A 20372-nucleotide genomic window follows, 5' to 3' on the forward strand; every position below is an offset into this window, starting at 1 on the left:
CGGCAGCGCCGATCCGTTCGTCCGCGTCACGGCGAAAACGGTGACGTAGGCGTCCTTGTTCACCGAAAGTGACAGGCCGGGCCAGTTCGCCAGCGAGGTCACGGCGGTCACGGCGCGCACGGTCACTTGCGGTGTCGACTCCGATAAGGTCGAACCCTTGGTCGCACCCTGCGCCATCAGCGAGCCACTCACTGCCACTGATGCCAAGGTCGCCAGCAAACCGAACGATCTAGGCATGCCCGCTCTCCTAATTTGCGGAGGGAATAATCCGTCCATTCTCAACTAATCTTAGGGTCTCGGCCGTAATTGTCAAACAATCAACCAAGCCGGGGGTGCCACCCCAAATCCGCCGTCATCGCGCTATCCTTCTCGCACATGTCCCAGCCTCGCGCCGATCAGCTTGACCCCACCGTGTTGGCGGCCCTCGGCCACCTCGAGCTCGTCGCCCGCTGGGTCGTCGACGGCTTCGTGACGGGTATGCACCGCTCGCCGCGAAAAGGCTTCAGCGTCGAGTTCGCCGAGCACCGCCCATACGTGCCGGGCGACGACCTCCGCTATCTCGACTGGCGGATCGCTGGCCGCGCCGATCGCTGGGTGGTCAAGCAGTTCGAGGAAGAGACGAACGCCCGCGCCATGCTCGTGCTCGACGTCAGCGCGTCCATGCAGTGGACCAGCGATCCGGCTCGCCTTACAAAGCTGGAGTACGCCGAACGACTGGCCGCAGCGGTGGCGTTGTTGCTGCTCAGTCAGCGTGATGCAGTCGGCCTCGTGCGCTTCGATGCGACCCTTCGCAACGTCGTGCCGCCCCGGTCGCAGCGCACGCAGTGGCGTCGGCTCGTGGCCGCTTTCTCCGAGCCGGGCGGTGGGGCCAGCTCCGACGTGGCCGGCGCGTTGTTGCAGGCTGGCCAACTGGTGCGTCGCCCGGGGTTCGTGGTGCTGGTGTCCGACTTGCTCGCCGACCCCGAACCGGTCGCCGACGCCGCGCGCACGTTACGGGCGCGCGGCCACGAAGTGCTGGTGTTGCATGTGATGGACCCGGCCGAACGCGACTTTCCCGATTCCGGCGAGGCGCGCTATCGCGATCCCGAATCGAAGAGGGAAGTGCCGGCCTCGCCGGCCGATGTGCGCACGACCTATCAGGCCACCGTGCAGGAGGCGTTGGCCGAATGGCGGGCAGCACTCGGTCGGGCCGGCGCGCGATATGCCGTGGCCATGACCGACGAACCATTCGGCCGACCGCTGCGCCATCTGGTTGGCGTGAACGGTCGCGGCGCGATGATCTGATCCACCAGCCTCTCCCGATGTTTTCGCGTTTGTTCCCGACTTTGCCGTAGTCCTCTCGCAGCCTCTCGATGGCGTTTCTCGCTCCGCTGTTTCTGACGCTGGCCACCTTGGTCGGCGTGCCGTTGCTCGTACATCTGTTGCGTCGAAAGGGCGGCCGTACGGTGGATTTCCCCGCCGTGCGCTACCTCGCACGCATGGAACAGGAACACAGCCGCGATCTCAAGCTTCGCCACCGGCTGTTGCTGTTACTGCGTATGCTCGCCGTGCTGGCGTTGGCGCTGGCGGCCGCACGTCCGATCGCCAAGCTCGCCGGACTTGGTCACGCGCCGGTGGCGCTCGCTATCGTGCTCGACAACTCCATGAGTACCGGGATCATCGGCAACGAACGCTCGGTGTTCGACAGCCTGCGCGCAGATGTTCGCGGACTGCTTTCGGATCTCTCGAACGACGATCGCGCCTGGATCGTGACGGCCGACGCGCGCGTGATCGGTGGCAGTGTACCCTCGTTGCTGGCGGCACTGAACACTCTCTCTCCATTGGGTGGACGCGGCGACCTCGCATCCGCCACGCGCCGGGCCGTGGGGCTCGCGCGCAGCGGGAATCCGCGCGCTCCCGTAGTCGCCGTCGTGAGTGACGGACAACGCAATGCGTTCGCTACCGACAGCGTCGTGAATGCGGGCGCCGTGCCCGTGGTGATCCTGGCCCATGGCACGAGCGTGGTACGCAATCGTGCGGTGCTGGCGGCGCGGGCCGAGCCCGCACGCTGGACGCCGTCGGGCACCGTGAATTTCGCGATCAGTGCGCCCGACTCCGCCGACTGGCGCCTGCTGTTGGATGGCCGCACGGTCGCGCGCGGATCGGTGGCGAGTGCGCCCGTTGGCGCGCCGGTGCGGCTCACGCAGCGGCTGGCCAGCAATACCATCGGATGGGTGCGCGGCAAGGTGGAAGTCGATGCCGACGCGCTGCGCGCCGACGACGCGCGCTGGTTCGCCGTGCGCGTGGCCCCACCGCCGATGGTGGCCGTGCGCGGTGAGGGCGGCCCGTTTCTTATGGCCGCGCTCTCCACGCTGGTTGAAGAAAAACGACTCGAGCGTGGGGCTGAAGGCACGGCGCGAAGCGTAACCGTGTCGGGGGCCGATGCCGGGGGTGTGCGCTTGCCGGTGCTGCTCTCCGCGCCGCTCGACCCCGTGCGGATCGGCGACGCGAACCGCACCTTGACCCGTCTTGGCATTCCGTGGCGTTTCGGTGCGATCGCGCGCAATCTCGTGCTCGCCCGCGCCGCCAGAAGCGATGGTGCGCCGCTCGATACCACCGCCGCATCCGTGCGCGTATTCGAAGGCACTCCCGTGCGATTGCGCTATCCGCTGGTGTACTCACCGGGCAGCAACCCGGCGGCGAACGGTGCCAGTGCGCTGGCCATGCCCGACACGCTGGCTATCGCCGGCGGATCAGCCTGGGCAGTGGCGGGCGATGGCTACGTGCTGATCGGCTCACCGCTCGTGCCCGAGGCCACGGAGTTGCCGCTGCGCGCCGCCTTTGTGCCGTGGCTGCTGGAAGCGCTCTCGCGCCGGTTGGGGGAAGACGGCCGAGTCATCGAAGCGGTACCTGGTGCACACATCGCCGGTCTGCGTGGCGTGACCGGCCTTGAAGGCCCCGATGGGAAAGTGGTGGGCACGAATAGCGACCGTCTTACAGTTCCCAATGAGACGGGGGTGTATTACCTCAAGCGGCAAGCCGCTCGCATCGGTGCGCTGGTGGTGAATCCGGAGCCAGAGGAGTCGGACGTGGTGGGGATGGGACAAGGAGCAGTCGATAGTGCGGTCACCGTGATGCGCACTCACATTAGCGGGCGCGATGTCACGGCAGCCACGAGCGCGAGTGCATGGCGCAAACTGGTGTTCGATCGCGCCGCCGGTCACGGATTATTGGTGCCGCTGGTCGCGTTGGCGCTGGCCGCCCTGTTGGCTGAAGCCTGGTTGGCGAGACACTGATGGGCCTTCCCAGACTGCTCGATGCAATCGAGGCGCTGCCGGCGTTTGCCCGAGTGTACAAGGCGATTCCCGGCCCCGGTCAGAGTCTCCGCGTTGGGGGACTGGCCGGGTCGGCCGACGCGGTGTTCGTGGCGGCGCTCGCTCGTGCCTTGCCGCACCGACTGGTTGTGGTCATCACCGACCAGGTGGGTGACGCCGAGCGCTGGCTGGCCGACCTGCAGTCGCTGGTGGACGATATCCCCGTGGCGTTGTATCCGCCGCGCGAAGGCTTCGGCGAGGTCGAGCCGCATGCGGAGGTCGCCGGTGAACGGGTCGAAACGCTCGAGAAGCTTGGCCGCAGTGGTGTGCGTCTGTTGCTCACCACCGCCCGCGCGGTTCTCGAACAGACCGCCTTGCCCAAGGCGCTGGCTGGCGCACGGCTCGAACTGCGTAAGGGTGACGTGCGCCGCCTGGAAGACCTCACGGCGCATCTCGACTCGATCGGCTTCGAACGCGTACCGATGGTGGAAGACGTGGCGCAGTTCTCCGTGCGCGGCGGGATCATCGACATCTATTCATTCGGCATGGCCGAACCGGTGCGTCTCGAGTTCTGGGGCGACGATATCGTCGAGCTGCGCCACTTCGATCTCAACACGCAGCGCAGTACGCGCGATGCCGAACTGGCGCTGATTCTTCCGGTCGATGGGCGCGTACGCGACGACGACGGGAAGGCCGAGCGCGTGTCGTTGCCGTCGTTGTGGCCCCCCGACGCCGTGGTCGTGATGCCCGCGGGGACCTCGGTATTGCCGGAGTTGGTGCGCACCTGGGACGAAGCCGCGCACCATCTCGAACTCGCGCGTCGTCGCGGGGAAGAGTGGGTGCGTCGCGAACAGCTGTTCGTACCGCCGCCCGAGATGGCCTCCACGTTGGCGCGTTTCGGCACCATTCGCATTGCGCCGCCACCGCAGCGCGCGGTCAGTGCCTCAGCGGCGGACCTTCAGCCGCAAGGCCCGGAGCCCGATGTCGCGTTCGCCACGCGTCCACCCGAATCGATCTCGCGCGATCTGCGTGTGCTGCGCAAGCTGCAGCGCGACGGATTGCACACGGTCATCCTGTGTGACAACGCCGGACAAGTAGAACGCCTCGACGAACTGCTTGGCGAAGATGGACCGTTGTCGGCGTCGCTCGCCATCGGCGTGCTCGGCGGTGGCTTCATCATTCCGAATGTCGTGCGCGTTCTCACGGATCACGAGATTTTCCGACGTGATCGCCGTCTGCGCCGCACGCGCAAGTACAGCACCGGTGCGCCCCTCGATACCATCGGCGCGCTCAAGCCCGGTGATTACGTCGTGCACCTCGAGCACGGCATCGGCATCTATCGCGGCATCGAAAAGATCTTCGTACGTGAAAGCACGATCGAAGCCGCGGTCATCGAGTACGAGGGAGGTGATCGCCTGAATGTGCCGCTGTATCGCATCGATCAGATCGAGCGATACCGCAGCGCCAGCGATGTGTCGGACGACGCACCGGCACCGCGTCTGCACAAGCTGGGTGGCAATCGCTGGAAGCAACAGCGCGAGAAGACGCGCATGGCGATTCTCGAGATGACGCAGGAGCTGCTCGATCTCTACGCGCGACGCAAAGTGGCCACGCGTCCCACGCATGGCGTAGACACGGCGTGGCAGCGACAGCTCGAGAGTTCGTTCCTGTTCGAAGACACGCCCGACCAGCGCAAGGCCACGGAAGACGTGAAGCGCGACCTCGAGAGCGATCGCCCCATGGATCGCCTGCTCGTGGGCGACGTGGGGTACGGCAAAACCGAGATCGCCATTCGCGCCGCATTCAAGGCGGTGCAGGGCGGTCGTCAGGTCGCGGTGTTGGTGCCGACGACCATTCTGGCCGAACAGCACGCGCGCAGCTTCGGAGATCGCCTGGCCGACTTTCCGGTCACGGTGGAAGTGATGAGCCGGTTCCAGACCGCCAAGGAACAAGCCGTCGTGGTGGAGAAGCTCAAGAAGAAGCAGATCGACATCGTGATCGGCACGCATCGCCTGCTCAGCCCCGATGTCGAGTTCGCCGACCTCGGGCTCATCGTGGTCGACGAAGAGCACCGCTTCGGTGTGAAGCACAAGGAACGGCTCAAGCAGCTCAAGCTGCAAACGGACGTGCTCACGCTCACCGCCACGCCGATTCCGCGCACGCTGCATCAGTCGCTGGCGGGATTGCGCGATCTGACGCTCATGCAGACGCCGCCGCGCGATCGCTCGCCGGTGCTCACCTTCGTGGAACCGTTCGACGACGCGCTGATCGAGGAAGCGGTCTCACGCGAGCTCGACCGCGGCGGGCAGGTGTTCTTCGTGCACAATCGCATCGAGACCATCGAAGCGATCGCGGATCACCTTCGTCGCATCGTGCCGCGCGCCAGGGTGGCGGTGGGACATGGTCAGATGAAGGAGCGCGCGCTCGAAGCGGTCATGCGGCAGTTCGTCGATCACGAGGTGGACATTCTGGTTTCCACTCTGATCGTGGAAAGCGGGCTCGACGTGCCGAACGCCAACACCATGTTCGTGAACCGGGCCGATCATCTGGGGCTGGCCCAGCTATATCAGTTGCGTGGTCGCGTCGGGCGCTCACACCGTCGAGCCTACTGCTACCTGATGGTGCCCGATCGCGTCGACGAGGACGCTGAGCGTCGTTTGGCCGTGCTCGAGCACCACACCGAGCTCGGCGCGGGGTACCGCATCGCCCTCAAGGACCTCGAACTGCGCGGTGCCGGCAATCTGCTGGGATCGGAGCAGTCCGGCTTCGTGCATTCCGTAGGATTCGACCTGTATTTGCGACTGCTCGACGAAACGGTGCGCCAACTGTCGGACGCCGGTGGCCAGAAAGCCTGGATCCCGGCCGACGTGTCGCTCGACTTCCCGGCGTTCCTGCCCGACGACTACATCACGTCTCAGGAAGCCAAGCTGGACGTGTACCGCCGACTCACGGCGTTGCGCGAGCCGAAGGATATCGAAGCGCTCCAGCTGGAGGTGCGCGACCGGTTCGGACCCATGCCGACCGCGGCCCATGCGCTCTTCGCCAGCGCCATGCTGCGGGTATTGGGCGCGGCGTTGGGTGTGGAGGGGGTGCTTGTGCGGGCATCCGAAGCCCGTGTTAGTTTCAGGGCTGACGCAGTTCCTCGCTTGAAGGGGCTGTCAGCGGCGTTCCATGGCGTCCAGTTTCAGGTGGACGTCCGTCGGACACAGCCGTTGGCGCTCAAGTTGACTCGATTGGGCGGGGCAGAAATGCTCGAGGGCTTGGTGCGCGCGCTGCGTGCCCTCGCTCCCTGATGGCAACCGACTGGATGCCGTTGGGGTCTCACCAACACTTCTCTTCACTCCGGTGCCGGAGTTCGACCTGATGAAATCGTATCGTTTGTCCGTGCTCGCTTCCGTCGCGTTCGCCGTTGCTTGTGGTGCCTCGTCCAATCCGGACGTCGCGGCCTCGGCCGGTGACCAGCAACTCTCCGTGACGCGTTTGGCGGAAATCCTGGGCACGTCACAGGCCCCGCTCGAGAAAGACGTCGCTCGTTCCATCGCCGAGCTCTGGGTGAATTATCAGCTCGTGGGTGTGGCCGCCGCCAAGGGCGATTCGCTCGCCGACAAGAAGACCATGGACGCCGCGCTGTGGTCGAATATCGATAACATTCGCGTCAAGAAGTTCTACGACAACGTCTCGAAGGGTTGGGATTCGCTCACACCGGGACCGGACGAGCAGCGTTACATGAACGGCGAGGCCATGGCCGCCCGTCATATTCTGGTGAAGGTCGAGGCCAACGCGACACCGGAGCAGAAGGCTGCCGCGCAGAAGAAGGCGGAAGGCATCCGGGCCGAAGCCACGCCGGCCAACTTCGCCAAGCTGGCCGCCAAGAGCGACGAGCCGGGCGCTGGCGAGCGCGGCGGTGACCTTGGCCTGTTCGGCAAGGGCATGATGGTGCCGGAGTTCGAGAAGTGCGTCATGGCCATCAAGCCGGGCGAGATCTCGCCGGTATGCGCCACGTCGTTCGGCTTCCACGTGATCTACCGCTCGCCGTATGCCGACGTTGCCGAGAAGTTCGCGCCGATGGCCAAGCAGCGGAATGTGCAGATCGCCGAAAGCACCTATCTCGCGAAGGTTGAGACCTCGAATGGCGTCGAGTTGACCTCGGGCGTGGCGGTGAAGGCGAAAGCCATTGCGCGTAACCCGCTCGGGTACGCCAAGGACAACGGCAAGCTCGCCACGTACAAGAGCGGCGAACTCACGGCATCTGAATTCGCCGATTGGGTTGCGGCCTATCCGCCCAACTCGCAGATCCGTCCGCAGCTGTTGAATGCGCCGGATACGCTGGTCGAGAAGTTCGTACGTCAGATCGTGCGCAACGAGCTCGTGCTCGGTCAGGCCGACAGCGCCAAGTCGGTGCTCGACACCGCCGAGATGTCGAACCTCTATCTGAACTTCAAGCAGGCCGTGACGCAGACGTGGACCTCGCTCGGCGTCGAGCCGTCGAAGCTCGCCGACAGCGCAAAGGCTGGTGGCGACAAGGCGAAGATCGCCGCCGCCCGCATCGAGACGTTCTTCAGCAAGCTGATCAAGAATGAAACGCCGTTCGTGGACGTGCCGTACCCGGTCGCCCGCGCGCTGCAGAAGAAGTTCACATTCGCGATCAACGACGCGGGGCTCGACAAGGTGGTCGAGAAGGCGAAGACGGTCCGCGCCACCTCCGACTCGCTCAAGGCCGGCAAGGGCGCTCCTGGCGCCATGGCCCCGGGCGGCGCTCCGGCACCAGCGCCGATGCCGATGCCCGATACGACCAAGAAGTAAGCCCGTCGTCTTTCAACGAACCCCTGGTCCTCCGACCGGGTACTATACAGCATGATGCCCAGACTGCTTTCTCTACTGACCGGCGCCGCGATCATCGCGGCGCCGTTGTCGGTTACGCTGGCGCAGGACGCGCCGAAGGCTGCGCCCAAGCCGGCCGTGAAGGCGGTCGCCGACACGGTGCAGCCGAAGGGCCTGCCCGTGGACGGTATCGCCGCCGTGATAGGTGACCAGGTGGTGCTGGTATCCGAGGTGCTGGCCGCCGTGAACTCGGCCCGCTCGGCCGGCGCAAAAGTGGCGTCGGCGGAGGATCTCGTGAAACTCGAACAGGAAATTCTGCAGCAGCTAGTGGAAGCTGAACTACTCGTGCAGAAGGCGAAGGAGCTGAAGGTCGAGCCCAACGAGGCCGAATTACAGCGCTCCGTCGATGACAACGAGAAGCAGGTCCGCGCGCAGTTCAAGACGGAAGCCGAGTTCAAGGCCGCGCTCAAAGAGTCCGGTTTCGGTGCTGTCGACGAGTGGCGCAAATTGCAGAACGATCAGATGAAGCGCCGTAACCTGCAGCAGGAAGTCGTGGGCAAGCTGAAGCGCGACGGCAAGATGACGGCGATCAACGTCACGGAAGCAGAGGTCAACGAAGCCTTCGAGTCGAACCGCGCCAAGTTGCCGCGCAAGGAAGCACGTGTTGGACTACGACAGGTGGTCATTGCCACGAAACCGTCGGAAGAGTCCAGGACGAGGGCGCGCGCCAAAATTGATTCCCTGCGTGCGGAGCTCGACAAACACCCCGAAGACTTCGAGAACATCGCCAAGAAGGAGTCGATGGACGGCACGAAGGAACTCGGTGGTGACCTGGGCTGGAATCGTCGTGGTCGCATGGTGCCGGAGTTCGATCGCATGATGTTCGCGCTCAACCCCGGCGTGATCAGTCCGGTGATCGAGACGGCGTTCGGGTATCACATCATCCGCGTGGATCGGGTGCAGCCGGCGGAAGTGAAGGCGCGGCACATCCTCATTCGTCCGTCGCTCGACACAGCCGATGAGCGACGCGCGAAGCTGTTGGCAGACAGCATCGCGACCGCGTGGCGCGCCGGCGGCAGCTTCGATTCGCTCAGCGTGAAGTTCCATGACGCGGCTGGTGGCGAAGACAAGGCGATCCCCGAGTATCCGCGCAGCGAGCTCCCCGAGCCGTACCGCAACGCCCTCGAAGAGAAGAAGCTCGGCGATATCATCGATCCGTTCCCGATGCCCGATCCGTCGGCCGGCGTCAACAAGTACATCGTGGCCCAGGTCACGTTCCTCGACGAGGCCGGCGAGTTCACGCTCAAGGAAGTGCGTGAGCGTCTGCGTTCGCAGCTCTCAGAAGAGCGCAGCATGCGTCGGCTCATCGACACGCTCAAGAAGCAGACGTACGTGTCGGTGCGCTACGATCCTACCAAGCAAACGGTGACGCCATAAGGCGGCATCTGTGATGCGCCTGGCGCTCACCCTGGGCGATCCCCGCGGCATCGGCCCGGAGATCGCTGCCAAGGCGCTCAGCGACCCGCGGATCGCGGCACTGGGCGCTTCGTGGTATGTGATCGGCCCGACCGGTATCTCGATTCCGGTGAACGAGTCGGTTGGCGAGTGGTCGCCCAACGGGGATCGGGCCGCGGACATCGCGCACGCCGGCCGGCTGGCCGGGCTGGCGGTGGAGCGGGCCGCTCGCATGGCGCTGGCGGGTGAGGTAGACGCCATCGTGACCGCCCCGCTCGACAAGGCCGCGTTACAGGCCGGCGGCTTTGATTTCCCGGGGCACACCGAAATGCTGGCCGAGATCGCGGGGGTACCGGCCACGATGATGCTGGCCTCCGATCGGTTGCGGGTGGTGCTGGCGACCACGCACATCGCGCTGCGTGACGTGCCGGCGGCGGTAACCCGTGAGGCGCTGCTGCAGGCCGTGTATGCCACTCGGATGGGGTTGCGTCGCGACTTCGGCGTCGCGGAGCCCAGGTTGGCGCTCTGCGCCCTCAATCCGCACGCTGGCGACAGCGGGCGGTTCGGGCAGGAAGACGACGATCTGCTGGCCCCTGTGGCCCGGGAAGCCGGTATCGCTGGGCCGTACCCGGCCGACACGGTGTTCGTGCGGGCCATGCGCGGCGAGTTCGACGCCGTGATCGCACCGTATCACGATGTCGGCATGACGGCCATCAAGGTGGCGAGCTTCGGCAGTGCGGTAAACGTCACGCTGGGGCTCCCGTTCGTACGCACGAGTCCCGACCACGGCACGGCGCTCGACATCGTGGGGCAAGGGGTGGCCAGCGCCGAGAGTCTGGTGGCGGCCATGCGGTTAGCGGTGGAAATGGTGAAAAGACGGCGCGCCGGTTGAGCGCTGTCGCGGTTCTGTGACCGAGCCCCCATTGTCTGTAACTGCAAGTCCCACTAACTTTTAAGGCTATGCAGATTCGTAACGTCGCCATTATCGCGCACGTCGACCACGGGAAGACCACCCTCGTCGACAAGATGCTCCGCCAGGCTGGAGCCTTCCGCGAAAATCAGGTCGTAGAAGAACGCGTGATGGATTCCAATCCGCTCGAGAAAGAGCGCGGAATCACCATTCTCGCCAAGAATACATCGATCCGCTGGAACGACACGAAGATCAACATCGTCGATACGCCGGGTCACGCCGATTTCGGTGGCGAAGTGGAGCGCATTCTGCGCATGGTCGAAGGCGTGTTGCTGGTCGTGGACGCGTTCGACGGTCCGATGCCGCAGACGCGGTTCGTACTCCGCAAGGCACTCGAACTCGGATGCACCCCGATTATCGTGATTAACAAGATCGACCGCCCCGGCGCCGATCCTATGCGCGTCCATGACGAAGTGCTGTCGCTGTTCATCGCACTCGAAGCAACGGAAGAGCAGCTCAATGCGCCGGTGGTGTATGCCAGCGCGAAGTTGGGGCTCGCCACGATGGACATGGATGTCACACCGGTCGATCTGACGCCGTTGTATCAGACGATCGTCGACACCGTGCCGCCGCCGCCGTCGGATGCGGAAGGTCCGTTCCAGATGCTCGTGTCCACCATCGAGTATTCGGCGTACCTCGGTCGCATGGCGATCGGCCGCGTGGAGCGTGGCATCATTCACCTCGGGGATTCGGTCACGCTGTTGCCGTTCGAAAGTGACAAACCGATTCAGCGCGGTCGCGTGTCCAAGCTGTACGGATACGAAGGCCTCGAGCGCGTGGAAATCCAGGACGCGTCGGCGGGCGAGATCGTGTTACTGGCCGGCTTCGCAGACGTCGATATCGGCAGCACGCTCACCGATCCCGATCACCAGGAGCCGCTCCCCGGCATCAGCGTGGAGTCGCCCACGATCAGCGTCGATTTCGTGGTGAACAATTCGCCGTTCGCCGGAAAGGAGGGCAAGTTCGTGACGTCGCGTCAGCTGCGCGAGCGTCTGTACAAGGAGCTCGAGCGGAACGTGGCGCTCAAGGTCGAAGACAGCGATTCCACTGATGCCTGGACCGTATCGGGACGCGGTGAATTGCACCTCTCCATTCTCATGGAGACGATGCGCCGCGAAGGCTTCGAGTTCCAGGTGTCGCGTCCGCGCGTGATTCTGCGCACGGGTGACAACGGCGAGAAGCTGGAGCCGTTCGAAGAGCTTGCGATCGACGTCCCCGAGGCATATCTCGGCACCGTGATCGAGAAGCTCGGCCCCCGTAAGGCCGAAATGATCGAGATGAAGAACCCGGGTCAGGGGTTAGTGCGTTTGCTGTATCGCGTGCCGGCGCGTGGACTGTTCGGGTTCCGCAGCGAATTTCTCACGGACACGCGCGGCACCGGCATCATGCACCACCGGTTCCTCGAGTACGGGCCGTGGGCAGGTCACCTGTCGGGTCGCTCGCGCGGCGTGCTCGTGTCGATGGAAAACGGGACGATCATCGCCTTCGCGCTGTTCAGCTTGCAGGAGCGCTCCACGCTGTTCGTGCAGCCGGGCGCGGGGGTGTACGAGGGCATGCTGATCGGTGAGAACTCGCGTCCGGGCGACATGGACGTGAACCCGACCAAGGAAAAGAAACTCTCGAACATCCGCACCAAGTCGACCGACGAAAACATCACCCTCGAGCCGCCCAGGGAAATCACCCTCGAAAGCGCACTCGAGTACATCGAAGACGATGAGCTCATCGAGATCACCCCGCTCAGCATCCGGCTTCGCAAGCGCCTGCTCTCCACGAGCGACCGCAAGCGCACGAGCCGCGAAACGAAGCGGGAACGGACGTCGGTCTGATCGGTCGGCGTGGCGTGAACGGTTCGGTATCGGACCGTTCCGCCTGAGTTCGTACGATTTTCTGGTACGGCGTGCGCACTTTCGGGTTGCGCGACGGAGAGCGTCTGCCGATACTCCCGTTCACGCCGTCTTCAAGACCTCGTTGCCGTTCGGCCATCCGCAGCACGTGCGCGGAACCCCATCACCACTCGCAGGAGAATCGTCCCATGTTGGAGCAGTTCGGGTCGTCGTCGCTGGACGCGCTCGAAGAGAAGTTGTCGTCCTCGGTTTTTGCGCTGGCTGCCGACGACGGGGATCTCGACGACGAAAATCTCGACGACAATGTCGACGAGGACGACGATGAAGATGATGACGTCGACTTCGATGATGATGACGACGATGATGACGATGACGATGATGACGACCTCGATGATGATGACGACGAGGACGACGATGATGACGACGACGAGGATTCGCATGACGACGCCGATGGCTTCGACGAAAATGATCCCGACGCGTGAGTGAGACCGGCGGGCGACACGTTCTTTGTGTCGCCCGTTGGCGTTCGGGTCGCCCTTGCCCGAAGTGCGGCGGCGGGATACATTACGCGGCTGTGATGGAGGTGTAAAATCTCCTTCGGGCCTTTAGCTCAGGTGGTTAGAGCGCACGCCTGATAAGCGTGAGGTCGTAGGTTCAACTCCTACAAGGCCCACTGGAAAACAGCGACCGTATCGGACTCTCGATACGGTCGCTGTTTTGTGGTATCGTCTGGCATGATCACGCGCTCTGTGTTCTTCGGTGGTGATGGCAAGAGTGGCGGCGTGAAGACGAACGCTCTCGTCCTCCTGGCCGTGCCGTTGCTGCTCGGCACGCTCTCTCCAGCGGCCGCCTACGCGCATGGCGTGACCGCCGGCGACAAGGGCTACATCATGGAGACGTTCGGTACGCGCATCGTGCCGTTCATGTATCTCGGCGCGAAGCACATGGTTACCGGCTAGGACCACCTGCTGTTTCTGGTAGGCGTCATTTTCTATCTGTACCGCCTGAAGGATGTCGGTGTGTACGTCGCGCTCTTTGCGCTCGGACATTCGATCACGCTCGTCGCGGGCGTGCTCACGGGTGTGCATGTCAACGCGTATCTCATCGATGCCGTGATCGGCGCGTCGGTGATCTACAATGCATTCTGATTGCGATGAGCTTCTGGCGTCGAAGCGCCGCCTTCGTTCGCTATGCCACGGCGGCCAACGTGCTGCTCCTGCTCAGCGGCGCCGCGCTCGTGCGCTATCAGCTGACCGGCTACTTCACCCCGTCACCCGCGTAGAAGGCCTTCATGCCACATCAGGAGTGTTCCGACGTTTTTCAGAGGAGAACGAGTGGAATGGGCTCGAAATCAGAGTCTGATTAACGGAGTGGTGGTGTAAAGAATTGATGAAGCGGGACTCGCGCGAACAGGGCCATACTCAGAAGCTGTAAAATTTCGTACACGCTTTGCCGGTCAAGCGGTACACCTTGCTTCGCGATCCAGATGTGCGTCTTCACCGTGAGCACGTGGGGACACCACTCCTGGTGTTGCTGTTCTTCGCGGGCCTTCGCGATCTTCGCGGACTTCGCGCGAACGGCGATGCTGGCGGCTGCCACGGAGCGATCGGAGAGCCGGCTGGTTCGCGCGACGCTCGCGGAGCACGCGAAGCGACGCGAAGAGCAGCACAATGATGGAAATGGGCATCGAGCCGACGGACGGGGCGCGGCGAACCACCACGCCTGTTGTGGCGGTTCTTCCGTGCTTGACGGTCCCGCGCGCCTCCGCGCAAAAGACCGACATGCAGCGCCTCGTCGTTCACGTCGAGACCGGACAAAACGACGCCGTTCCCCAAGCAAATCAACCACTTACACCGTTCTAATCCCAGAACGTTGGGACGCTACTGATGCCACATCAACCCATGCCTCCCGACAACCTGCCATCGGTGCGCGTGCTCGCCGCGTTGGCGCGACTCGATCACGGTGACATTGCAGCCCACTCAGGGTATCGAACTCGAGCTGTCGATGCGCACGTCGGAGAAGGCGTTCTTCACGTGGACGAGGGGGGGGCGGAGTTGGGTGAACTCGTGGCGTGCTTCGACGGCGTGCATGGCTGGTTCTGGCGTAATCGAACCGACCAACCGGTCGCCATCACGCTCGAGACAGGTGGTGCGTACCTCGTGCTCGAGGAGATGAAGTAGATGATCGCAACACGAATGACGGCCGCGGCTGTCGCGCTACTGATGGCCATGTCGTCAGCGGAGGCCAATGGCGCGGTTCGCCGACATGTGGCGTGGGATGGTGTGGTGCAGGGTCTCGGTGGGTCAAAGATCCGCGGCGAGGTCGAGATGGTCGCCGGAAAGGTGTCCGGGACAACCGCAGTTGAAGTCACCTACGCCCGCGACGCGGCCGGGGCTGTTCGTCCGTGGCATGTGCACGTGGGCAGCTGCGCGAAAGGCGGCCCGGTGCTGGGCGCCGCTTCGGCCTATCCGCTATTGCGTGTGAATGGCAAAGGCGCCGCCAAGGGCGAGGCGACATTGCGCTTGGTGCTTCCTGATAGCGGGAGCTTCTACGTGAATATCCACGAGTCGGCCGCTGCGATGACCAGGATCGTGGCCTGCGGAGATCTCATGCTGGAGGAGTAGGGGCCGCTGTCGGAAGTCGCTAGAATGCAGGAATGACGACACCGACCGAAACCGCCCCCGACCGCTACGCCTTCTGGCAGAACGCCCCGCTCTCCATCGCGGGCTCGCGGGTGTTGGTGGCTACAAAGCCCGGTGTCTTTGCGCACGGCACGGTCGATCCCGCGTCGATGATGCTGGCCGAACAGATGGCGTCGCTGTCACGGAGCACGTCGGTCCATCTGAACTGCGGCAACGGCATGGTGCCGGCAGCGGCGGCCGTGGCCGGTGGGGCATCGGTGCTCTGGTGCTCGGATCGTTCGCTGCCGTCGGTGCAGGCCACCGAACGCACGATGGCCGCCAATGGCATCGCCGGCTCGCACGTGGTACACGCCCACGGCACGCACGCGTTTCCGCTGGCGCTTGCCGCCGACGTGGTCACCATTCGCGTGTCCACCGACAAGCTCGCGCTGCAGCAGCTCATCTGGGAGGCGTTCCATGCGCTCCGCCTCGGCGGCAAATGCTACCTCGCCGGCGCGAATGACGAAGGGGTGAAGCCGGCGGTACGTCTGTTGGAATCCATCTTCGGAGCTGCTCGCCTCGAGGCGCAGCACAGCGGGCACCGGATGGCGGTCGCGACCAAAGCGCAGATCGCGCCGTCGTCGCTCACGGAGGGCACGTCGTCGTATCTCGACCCCGACCACTTCCGCGAGGTGTCGATCACGCTGAAGGGGATCGCCCACACGCTCTTCTCGCGTCCCGGCGTGTTTTCGTGGGAGCATCTCGACGAGGCGACCCAGATTCTGGGGGACCTGATGGACATCCGCGCCGGCGAATCGGTGCTCGATCTCGGCGGCGGTGCCGGCGCGTTGGGGCTCACGGCCGCCTCACTGTCGGGGACCGGTCGCGTGCTGATGGTGGATGCCGATGCGGAAGCCGTGCGTTGCGCGGCGCGTGGCGTGGCGAAGGCCGCGCTCGCCAACGTTGAGCTCCGGGCGAGCGACGTGGGTGGAGCGGTGGGCGATGAGCGGTTCGACGTGGTGGTGTCCAATCCGCCCTTTCACCAGGGCAAAGCAACCGACCTCATGGTGCCACAGCAGTTCATCGCCGATGCCCACGCGCACCTGCACGTAGGCGGACGGCTGTATCTGGTGGCCAACCGCACGCTCCCGTACGAGAAGGTGATCGCTGACCGGTTCGGCGACGTGCGCACCATCCACGACGGACGACGGTTCAAGGTGCTGGGCGCTACCCGATAGGCGCGCGACCCGCGTCGAAACCCCACTCCCTACTCCCTACTCGCCTTCGCCTTCGCCAACGCTTTACACTCGAGGGCCGCAGTGCGCAGCGTGTGGATTTCACCAGCGTCGAGCAGTCGCCACGTTCCTACAGCTAGATTGGCCAACGCCAGCGGGCCAATCGCCACCCGCTGTAGCGCGTGCACGTGATTGCCGATGGCCGCCATCATGCGCCGCACCTGATGGTAGCGCCCTTCGCTGATCGTGACCTCCGCGCTCCGCTCGCCGGTGGCCGTGAACAGGGCGGGTAGCAGCGGCGTCGTCTCGCCTTTCAGCAACAGGGTTCCGCTGGCCAGCAGATCGGCCTCGTCGCCGCGCAGCGGCTCCGCCAACGTCATCGCGTAGTGCTTGGGCACGTGCGACTTCGGCGACGCCAACAGGTGATTGAGCGGGCCGTCGTCGGTGATCAGCAGCAGGCCAGACGTATCCGCGTCGAGCCGGCCGATCGACGCCATCACCGCCGTCCGCTTGGGGTAGCTCGCGGGGAGCAGCTCGTACATCATCGGCGGACGATCGTTCAGCGAGCACACATATCCCACCGGTTTGTGCAATAGAATCACCGAACCCGGCGGCGCATCGAGCGGCGTGCCGTCCACACGAACATCGGCGTGGACGTACGCGTCCGTGTCCCGCAGCACGGCGCCGGCAAATGTGGTCACGCGACGCTGCCGCACGATCCGCTCGGCCTCTTTGCGGGTGCCGTAGCCAAGAGCAACGAGGTAGCGGGACAGCGTCATGGCGAAGGGCTCGAGGGCGTGCGGCAAAGAGGGTGTACGGGGAGTATAATCCAGAGTGGCCCCCTCCCTCCCGCCCCGCCCATGAGCACTTCGTCCTCGCGCCCGCGCCCGCCGATCAACGGCGACTTCTACGACTGGTTCTCGACGCTGCCAGATGAGGTGAACACGGCGCGTCTCAAGCTTCGCGAATTCATGAGCGGTGAATGGGAGCCGCAAGCCAATGGCTACTGGGAGCGCGCGGAATTCCCGCGTGAGTATCTGGTCGGCAAGATGAAAGAGCTCGACCTGCTGCACGACGCGTACACGCCGGAGCGGGCGGGCACGGCCACCGTGATGGATGGTTTGCTGTCCATGGAGTTCGCCCGGGTCGACCCGTCGCTGGCCACGTTCTTCGGGGTACACGCCGGGTTGTGCATGGGATCGATCGCCCTGTGCGGGTCGACGGAGCAGCAGGCCGAGTGGCTGCCGGCGATGCGCCGATGGGATGTGACGGGAGCGTTCGGCCTTACCGAGCCCGACGTCGGATCGGGCGTGGCGCGAGGCCTCACCACCACCTGCCGTCGCGAAGGCGACACATGGGTATTGAACGGCCAGAAGAAGTGGATCGGTAACTCCACGTGGTGCGACATCGTGATTGTCTGGGCGCGCGACGAGGCGGATCAGGCCGTGAAGGGCTTCATCGTGCGCACCGCTCTCCCCGGATACTCGGCCGAAATGATGCAGGGCAAGATCGCCCAGCGCACGGTGCTGAACGGCTTGATCACGCTGACCGACGTGCGGGTGGCCGAAGAGGATCGCTTGCAGCGCGCCAACAGCTTCGCCGATACGCAGCGGGTGCTGGTCACGGCGCGATGCGGTACGGCGTGGCAAGGCGTCGGGTGCGCGATGGGCGCCTACGAGCACGCATTGCGCTATGCGCAGGAGCGCACGCAGTTCGGAAAGCCGATCGGCAGCTTCCAGCTGATTCAGATGATGATGGTCAAAATGCTGGGGAATCTCACGGCGATGATTGGTCTGGCCCTGCGCGCGTCGGAGTTGCAGGATCGGCTCGGTCCCAAGGACGAGATGTCGGCGCTGGCCAAGCAATTCTGTGCGGCCAAATGCCGAGAAGTGGTGCAGTTGGCACGCGAGTCGATGGGCGGCAACGGGATTCTTCTCGAGTTCCATGTGGCGCGCCTCTTTGCCGACGCCGAGGCGATCTATTCCTACGAGGGGTCGAACGAGATCAACGCGATGATCGTGGGACGGGCGGTAACGGGCTATTCGGCGTTCGTCTGACCGCGCGCCGGTCGGGCGGGAAAATGCAACCTTTCGCGCGATCGGTCGTCGTCTCAAGCGACGGAGTGGTCGGCCCGATGCAGGCCTGGCACTCTGCCTTCGTTTTTCGGTCGTTGCATGCCTGAATTCTTGTCCGTGCTGCATGATCCCGCGCGACTTCGTTTGCTGCGGGACGCCAGCCGCCGGCGTCACTTTCCTGAATCCGCCTACGATAGTCTGACGCGGGTGGCCGCACAGGCGCTCGATGCGCCCATCGTCCTCGTGTCGCTGGTGGATGACCAGGGACAGTTTTTCCCAGGGGTGACCGGCTTGTTGGGCGAAATCGCGGTGTGTCGCGCCACGCCGCTGTCGCACTCGTTCTGCAAGCACGTGGTGATGACGGGCGCCGTGCTGTCCATCGAAGACTCCCGCGCTCATCCGCTCGTCTGCGAGAACCCGGCCATTGACGAGCTGGGAGTCGTCGGATCCCTCGGCGTTCCGCTCACGACCTCGGACGGGCAAACGCTGGGGTCGCTGTGCGCCATCACGAGGTCGCCGCGAGTCTGGACGTTGCAGGACGAGGCCACGTTGCGCGATCTAGCGCAGATGGTCATCAGCGACCTCGAACTGCGCGCCGAACTGTCGCATCGCGAGGATGCAGCCGAAGCGAGCGATCCGTCGGTGATGGTCGAGGGATTGCCCACGCGCGGTGTCGACATTCTCGACCACATGCTCGAAGGGGCGGTGGCGCTCGACCGTCAGTGGTGCATTACGCTGGCCAATCGTGCCGCGGCGCGGATCACGCGGGTGTCGCAGTCGGTGGGGCAGAATCTCTGGACGCTCATGCCGATGCTGGTCGGCACGCCGATCGAACGCCTGTTGCGTGAAGCGGCCGCCTCGCGCCAACCCCTCGAGGCGGAGACGTTTCTTCCCGAGCAGGCGCGGTGGTTCGAGATTCGCGCAGTGCCGGCGCGGCACGGTCTGGCAGTGTATTTCGCGGACACGACCGAACGACGTCGGGCGATGGAGTCACTTGCGCTGCGTGAAGATCAGCTCCGTCAGGCACAGAAGATGGAGGCCATCGGCACGCTCGCCGGCGGCGTGGCGCACGACTTCAACAATCTGCTCACCGTGATGCGCGCAAACTGCGAGCTGCTCATGGACGCTCTGACGGCGGAGTCGCCCACGTACGACGAGTTGTCGGACATTCGCGACGCCGTTGCCCGTGCGGCGTTGCTCACGCAGCAGTTGCTGGCATTCGGGCGTAAGCAGTTGATTCAACCGCGACACGTCGACATCGCCACCACCATCGGGTCCCTCACGCCGATGCTATGTCGGCTGATCCCCGCGACCATCGATCTCGACACGTCGTCCGCGCACAGCCTCCCCACGGTCTTCATCGACCCGGGGCAGGTGGAGCAGGTGGCGATCAATCTGATCGTCAACGCGCGCGACGCCATGCCGACCGGCGGGACGATCGGCGTCGAATGTGCGGCGCTGATGCTCGCCGAGCCGCTGGAGACGGAAGGGGTGACGGTTCCCGAAGGACGGTGGGTGCAGCTGACCGTGCGCGATACCGGCGTGGGTATTCCTCCCGAACTGCTGCCTCGAATTTTCGATCCGTTCTTCACCACGAAGGACGTGGGCCAAGGCACGGGGCTCGGACTGTCTACCGTACACGGCATCGTCCACAAAGCGGGTGGGCTGATCACCGTCGATTCGCGCGTGGGTAGTGGTACGCGCGTTCGGGTGTTCTTCCCGTCGTCGTCGGAGGAGCCGGTGGCTGCGCTCACGCTGGTCTAGCGCCAAATCTGTCAGCGAACTCGCGCGAGAGTCGTTTCGTGCCCTTCGCGTGTTACTCTGCGTCCTCCGCGTCCTCTGCGTGATCGATTCAGCGGCATATTCGTCGCAGTCACACGGGAGTCGTGCGCGGCGAACGGTTGGAACGGGGCGGTGGAACTGATGACGCAGAGGCGCCGAGAACGCAGAAATCGCAGACCCCTGTCGTTCCCAGTGCTGTCTATTGACAAACACTCCGGCCAATCAGCGTTCGTGTGCACGACTGCCCCGCAAGTCTTCAGTTCGCGAGGCCGTACA

At 64.5% G+C, this 20372-nt stretch carries 17 protein-coding genes, 1 tRNA gene and 1 pseudogene; 16 read left to right on the plus strand and 3 right to left on the minus strand.

What is annotated here, in order from left to right; all coding sequences use genetic code 11:
* A partial coding sequence (locus ACESNG_RS05235; RefSeq protein ID WP_373060956.1) for a hypothetical protein occupies positions 1 to 237 on the minus strand: 237 nt, incomplete at its 3' end.
* 138 nt (positions 238 to 375) lie between these two features.
* On the opposite strand from ACESNG_RS05235, the gene ACESNG_RS05240 reads away from it, so the two are divergent.
* From ACESNG_RS05240 to ACESNG_RS05285, 10 genes and pseudogenes are all read left to right on the plus strand, one after another.
* A complete protein-coding gene (locus tag ACESNG_RS05240) occupies positions 376 to 1284 on the plus strand; it encodes a DUF58 domain-containing protein (protein ID WP_373068090.1) in 909 nt (302 codons plus the stop codon).
* A 68-nt stretch (positions 1285 to 1352) separates the two neighbouring features.
* Complete coding sequence (locus ACESNG_RS05245; protein WP_373060958.1) at positions 1353 to 3275, plus strand: BatA domain-containing protein; 1923 nt, start codon at positions 1353 to 1355, stop codon at positions 3273 to 3275.
* A complete protein-coding gene (gene mfd, locus ACESNG_RS05250; protein ID WP_373060959.1) occupies positions 3275 to 6586 on the plus strand; it encodes a transcription-repair coupling factor in 3312 nt (1103 codons plus the stop codon). Before ACESNG_RS05245 ends, mfd begins: the two co-directional genes overlap by 1 nt.
* Before the next feature lie 91 nt (positions 6587 to 6677).
* Positions 6678 to 8096, plus strand: a complete 1419-nt coding sequence (locus ACESNG_RS05255; protein WP_373060960.1) for a peptidylprolyl isomerase — start codon at positions 6678 to 6680, stop codon at positions 8094 to 8096.
* 51 nt (positions 8097 to 8147) lie between these two features.
* On the plus strand, positions 8148 to 9551 hold the full coding sequence (locus tag ACESNG_RS05260; RefSeq protein WP_373060961.1) for a peptidylprolyl isomerase: 1404 nt from the start codon (positions 8148 to 8150) through the stop codon (positions 9549 to 9551).
* Between the two features lie 13 nt (positions 9552 to 9564).
* Positions 9565 to 10461 (plus strand): 4-hydroxythreonine-4-phosphate dehydrogenase PdxA, encoded by an 897-nt coding sequence (pdxA, locus tag ACESNG_RS05265; RefSeq protein WP_373060991.1) that lies wholly within the window; start codon positions 9565 to 9567, stop codon positions 10459 to 10461.
* A gap of 68 nt (positions 10462 to 10529) precedes the next feature.
* Positions 10530 to 12365 carry a translational GTPase TypA gene (gene typA / locus ACESNG_RS05270; RefSeq protein WP_373060962.1) on the plus strand — a complete coding sequence of 612 codons (1836 nt, stop codon included), beginning with the start codon at positions 10530 to 10532 and terminating at the stop codon, positions 12363 to 12365.
* A gap of 206 nt (positions 12366 to 12571) precedes the next feature.
* The gene (locus ACESNG_RS05275) at positions 12572 to 12865 is read left to right on the plus strand and encodes a hypothetical protein (protein WP_373060963.1); all 294 of its coding nucleotides are present in this window, start codon (positions 12572 to 12574) and stop codon (positions 12863 to 12865) included.
* Positions 12866 to 12982: 117 nt separating this feature from the next.
* Positions 12983 to 13056 (plus strand) — tRNA-Ile (locus ACESNG_RS05280).
* A 61-nt stretch (positions 13057 to 13117) separates the two neighbouring features.
* A pseudogene (locus tag ACESNG_RS05285) lies at positions 13118 to 13665 on the plus strand (HupE/UreJ family protein).
* Between the two features lie 80 nt (positions 13666 to 13745).
* Here ACESNG_RS05285 and ACESNG_RS05290 read toward each other — a convergent pair.
* Complete coding sequence (locus ACESNG_RS05290) at positions 13746 to 13982, minus strand: hypothetical protein (protein WP_373068092.1); 237 nt, start codon at positions 13980 to 13982, stop codon at positions 13746 to 13748.
* Between the two features lie 71 nt (positions 13983 to 14053).
* On the opposite strand from ACESNG_RS05290, the gene ACESNG_RS05295 reads away from it, so the two are divergent.
* The 4 genes from ACESNG_RS05295 to ACESNG_RS05310 are packed head-to-tail and all read left to right on the plus strand — an operon-like array spanning position 14054 to position 16242.
* Entirely contained in the window at positions 14054 to 14245 is a 192-nt protein-coding gene (locus ACESNG_RS05295) for a hypothetical protein (RefSeq protein ID WP_373068094.1), read from the plus strand.
* A gap of 24 nt (positions 14246 to 14269) precedes the next feature.
* Positions 14270 to 14563 carry a hypothetical protein gene (locus ACESNG_RS05300; RefSeq protein WP_373060965.1) on the plus strand — a complete coding sequence of 98 codons (294 nt, stop codon included), beginning with the start codon at positions 14270 to 14272 and terminating at the stop codon, positions 14561 to 14563.
* Positions 14564 to 15007, plus strand: coding sequence for a hypothetical protein (locus ACESNG_RS05305; RefSeq protein WP_373060966.1), 444 nt, complete (start codon positions 14564 to 14566; stop codon positions 15005 to 15007).
* A gap of 32 nt (positions 15008 to 15039) precedes the next feature.
* Complete coding sequence (locus tag ACESNG_RS05310; protein ID WP_373060967.1) at positions 15040 to 16242, plus strand: methyltransferase; 1203 nt, start codon at positions 15040 to 15042, stop codon at positions 16240 to 16242.
* Between the two features lie 29 nt (positions 16243 to 16271).
* On the opposite strand, the gene ACESNG_RS05315 is transcribed toward ACESNG_RS05310, so the two are convergent.
* On the minus strand, positions 16272 to 17018 hold the full coding sequence (locus tag ACESNG_RS05315) for a pseudouridine synthase (RefSeq protein WP_373068096.1): 747 nt from the start codon (positions 17016 to 17018) through the stop codon (positions 16272 to 16274).
* A gap of 81 nt (positions 17019 to 17099) precedes the next feature.
* Here ACESNG_RS05315 and ACESNG_RS05320 point away from each other — a divergent pair, with 81 nt between their 5' ends.
* Complete coding sequence (locus ACESNG_RS05320) at positions 17100 to 18296, plus strand: acyl-CoA dehydrogenase family protein (protein ID WP_373060969.1); 1197 nt, start codon at positions 17100 to 17102, stop codon at positions 18294 to 18296.
* Positions 18297 to 18413: 117 nt separating this feature from the next.
* Positions 18414 to 20078 carry an ATP-binding protein gene (locus ACESNG_RS05325; protein WP_373060970.1) on the plus strand — a complete coding sequence of 555 codons (1665 nt, stop codon included), beginning with the start codon at positions 18414 to 18416 and terminating at the stop codon, positions 20076 to 20078.
* The last annotated feature ends 294 nt before the right edge of the window (positions 20079 to 20372 follow it).

The organism is Gemmatimonas sp. (assembly GCF_041689975.1).
Taxonomy (GTDB): domain Bacteria; phylum Gemmatimonadota; class Gemmatimonadetes; order Gemmatimonadales; family Gemmatimonadaceae; genus Gemmatimonas.

What these genes read in the sequence shown, in the direction of transcription:
- ACESNG_RS05240 (WP_373068090.1), top strand. Translation starts at nt 376, where the DNA reads ATGTCCCAGCCTCGCGCCGATCAGCTTGACCCCACCGTGTTGGCGGCC.
- ACESNG_RS05245 (WP_373060958.1), top strand. Translation starts at nt 1,353, where the DNA reads ATGGCGTTTCTCGCTCCGCTGTTTCTGACGCTGGCCACCTTGGTCGGC.
- mfd (WP_373060959.1), top strand. Translation starts at nt 3,275, where the DNA reads ATGGGCCTTCCCAGACTGCTCGATGCAATCGAGGCGCTGCCGGCGTTT.
- ACESNG_RS05260 (WP_373060961.1), top strand. Translation starts at nt 8,148, where the DNA reads ATGATGCCCAGACTGCTTTCTCTACTGACCGGCGCCGCGATCATCGCG.
- pdxA (WP_373060991.1), top strand. Translation starts at nt 9,565, where the DNA reads ATGCGCCTGGCGCTCACCCTGGGCGATCCCCGCGGCATCGGCCCGGAG.
- typA (WP_373060962.1), top strand. Translation starts at nt 10,530, where the DNA reads ATGCAGATTCGTAACGTCGCCATTATCGCGCACGTCGACCACGGGAAG.
- ACESNG_RS05275 (WP_373060963.1), top strand. Translation starts at nt 12,572, where the DNA reads ATGTTGGAGCAGTTCGGGTCGTCGTCGCTGGACGCGCTCGAAGAGAAG.
- ACESNG_RS05295 (WP_373068094.1), top strand. Translation starts at nt 14,054, where the DNA reads ATGATGGAAATGGGCATCGAGCCGACGGACGGGGCGCGGCGAACCACC.
- ACESNG_RS05300 (WP_373060965.1), top strand. Translation starts at nt 14,270, where the DNA reads ATGCCACATCAACCCATGCCTCCCGACAACCTGCCATCGGTGCGCGTG.
- ACESNG_RS05305 (WP_373060966.1), top strand. Translation starts at nt 14,564, where the DNA reads ATGATCGCAACACGAATGACGGCCGCGGCTGTCGCGCTACTGATGGCC.
- ACESNG_RS05310 (WP_373060967.1), top strand. Translation starts at nt 15,040, where the DNA reads ATGACGACACCGACCGAAACCGCCCCCGACCGCTACGCCTTCTGGCAG.
- ACESNG_RS05315 (WP_373068096.1), bottom strand. Translation starts at nt 17,018, where the DNA reads ATGACGCTGTCCCGCTACCTCGTTGCTCTTGGCTACGGCACCCGCAAA.
- ACESNG_RS05320 (WP_373060969.1), top strand. Translation starts at nt 17,100, where the DNA reads ATGAGCACTTCGTCCTCGCGCCCGCGCCCGCCGATCAACGGCGACTTC.
- ACESNG_RS05325 (WP_373060970.1), top strand. Translation starts at nt 18,414, where the DNA reads ATGCCTGAATTCTTGTCCGTGCTGCATGATCCCGCGCGACTTCGTTTG.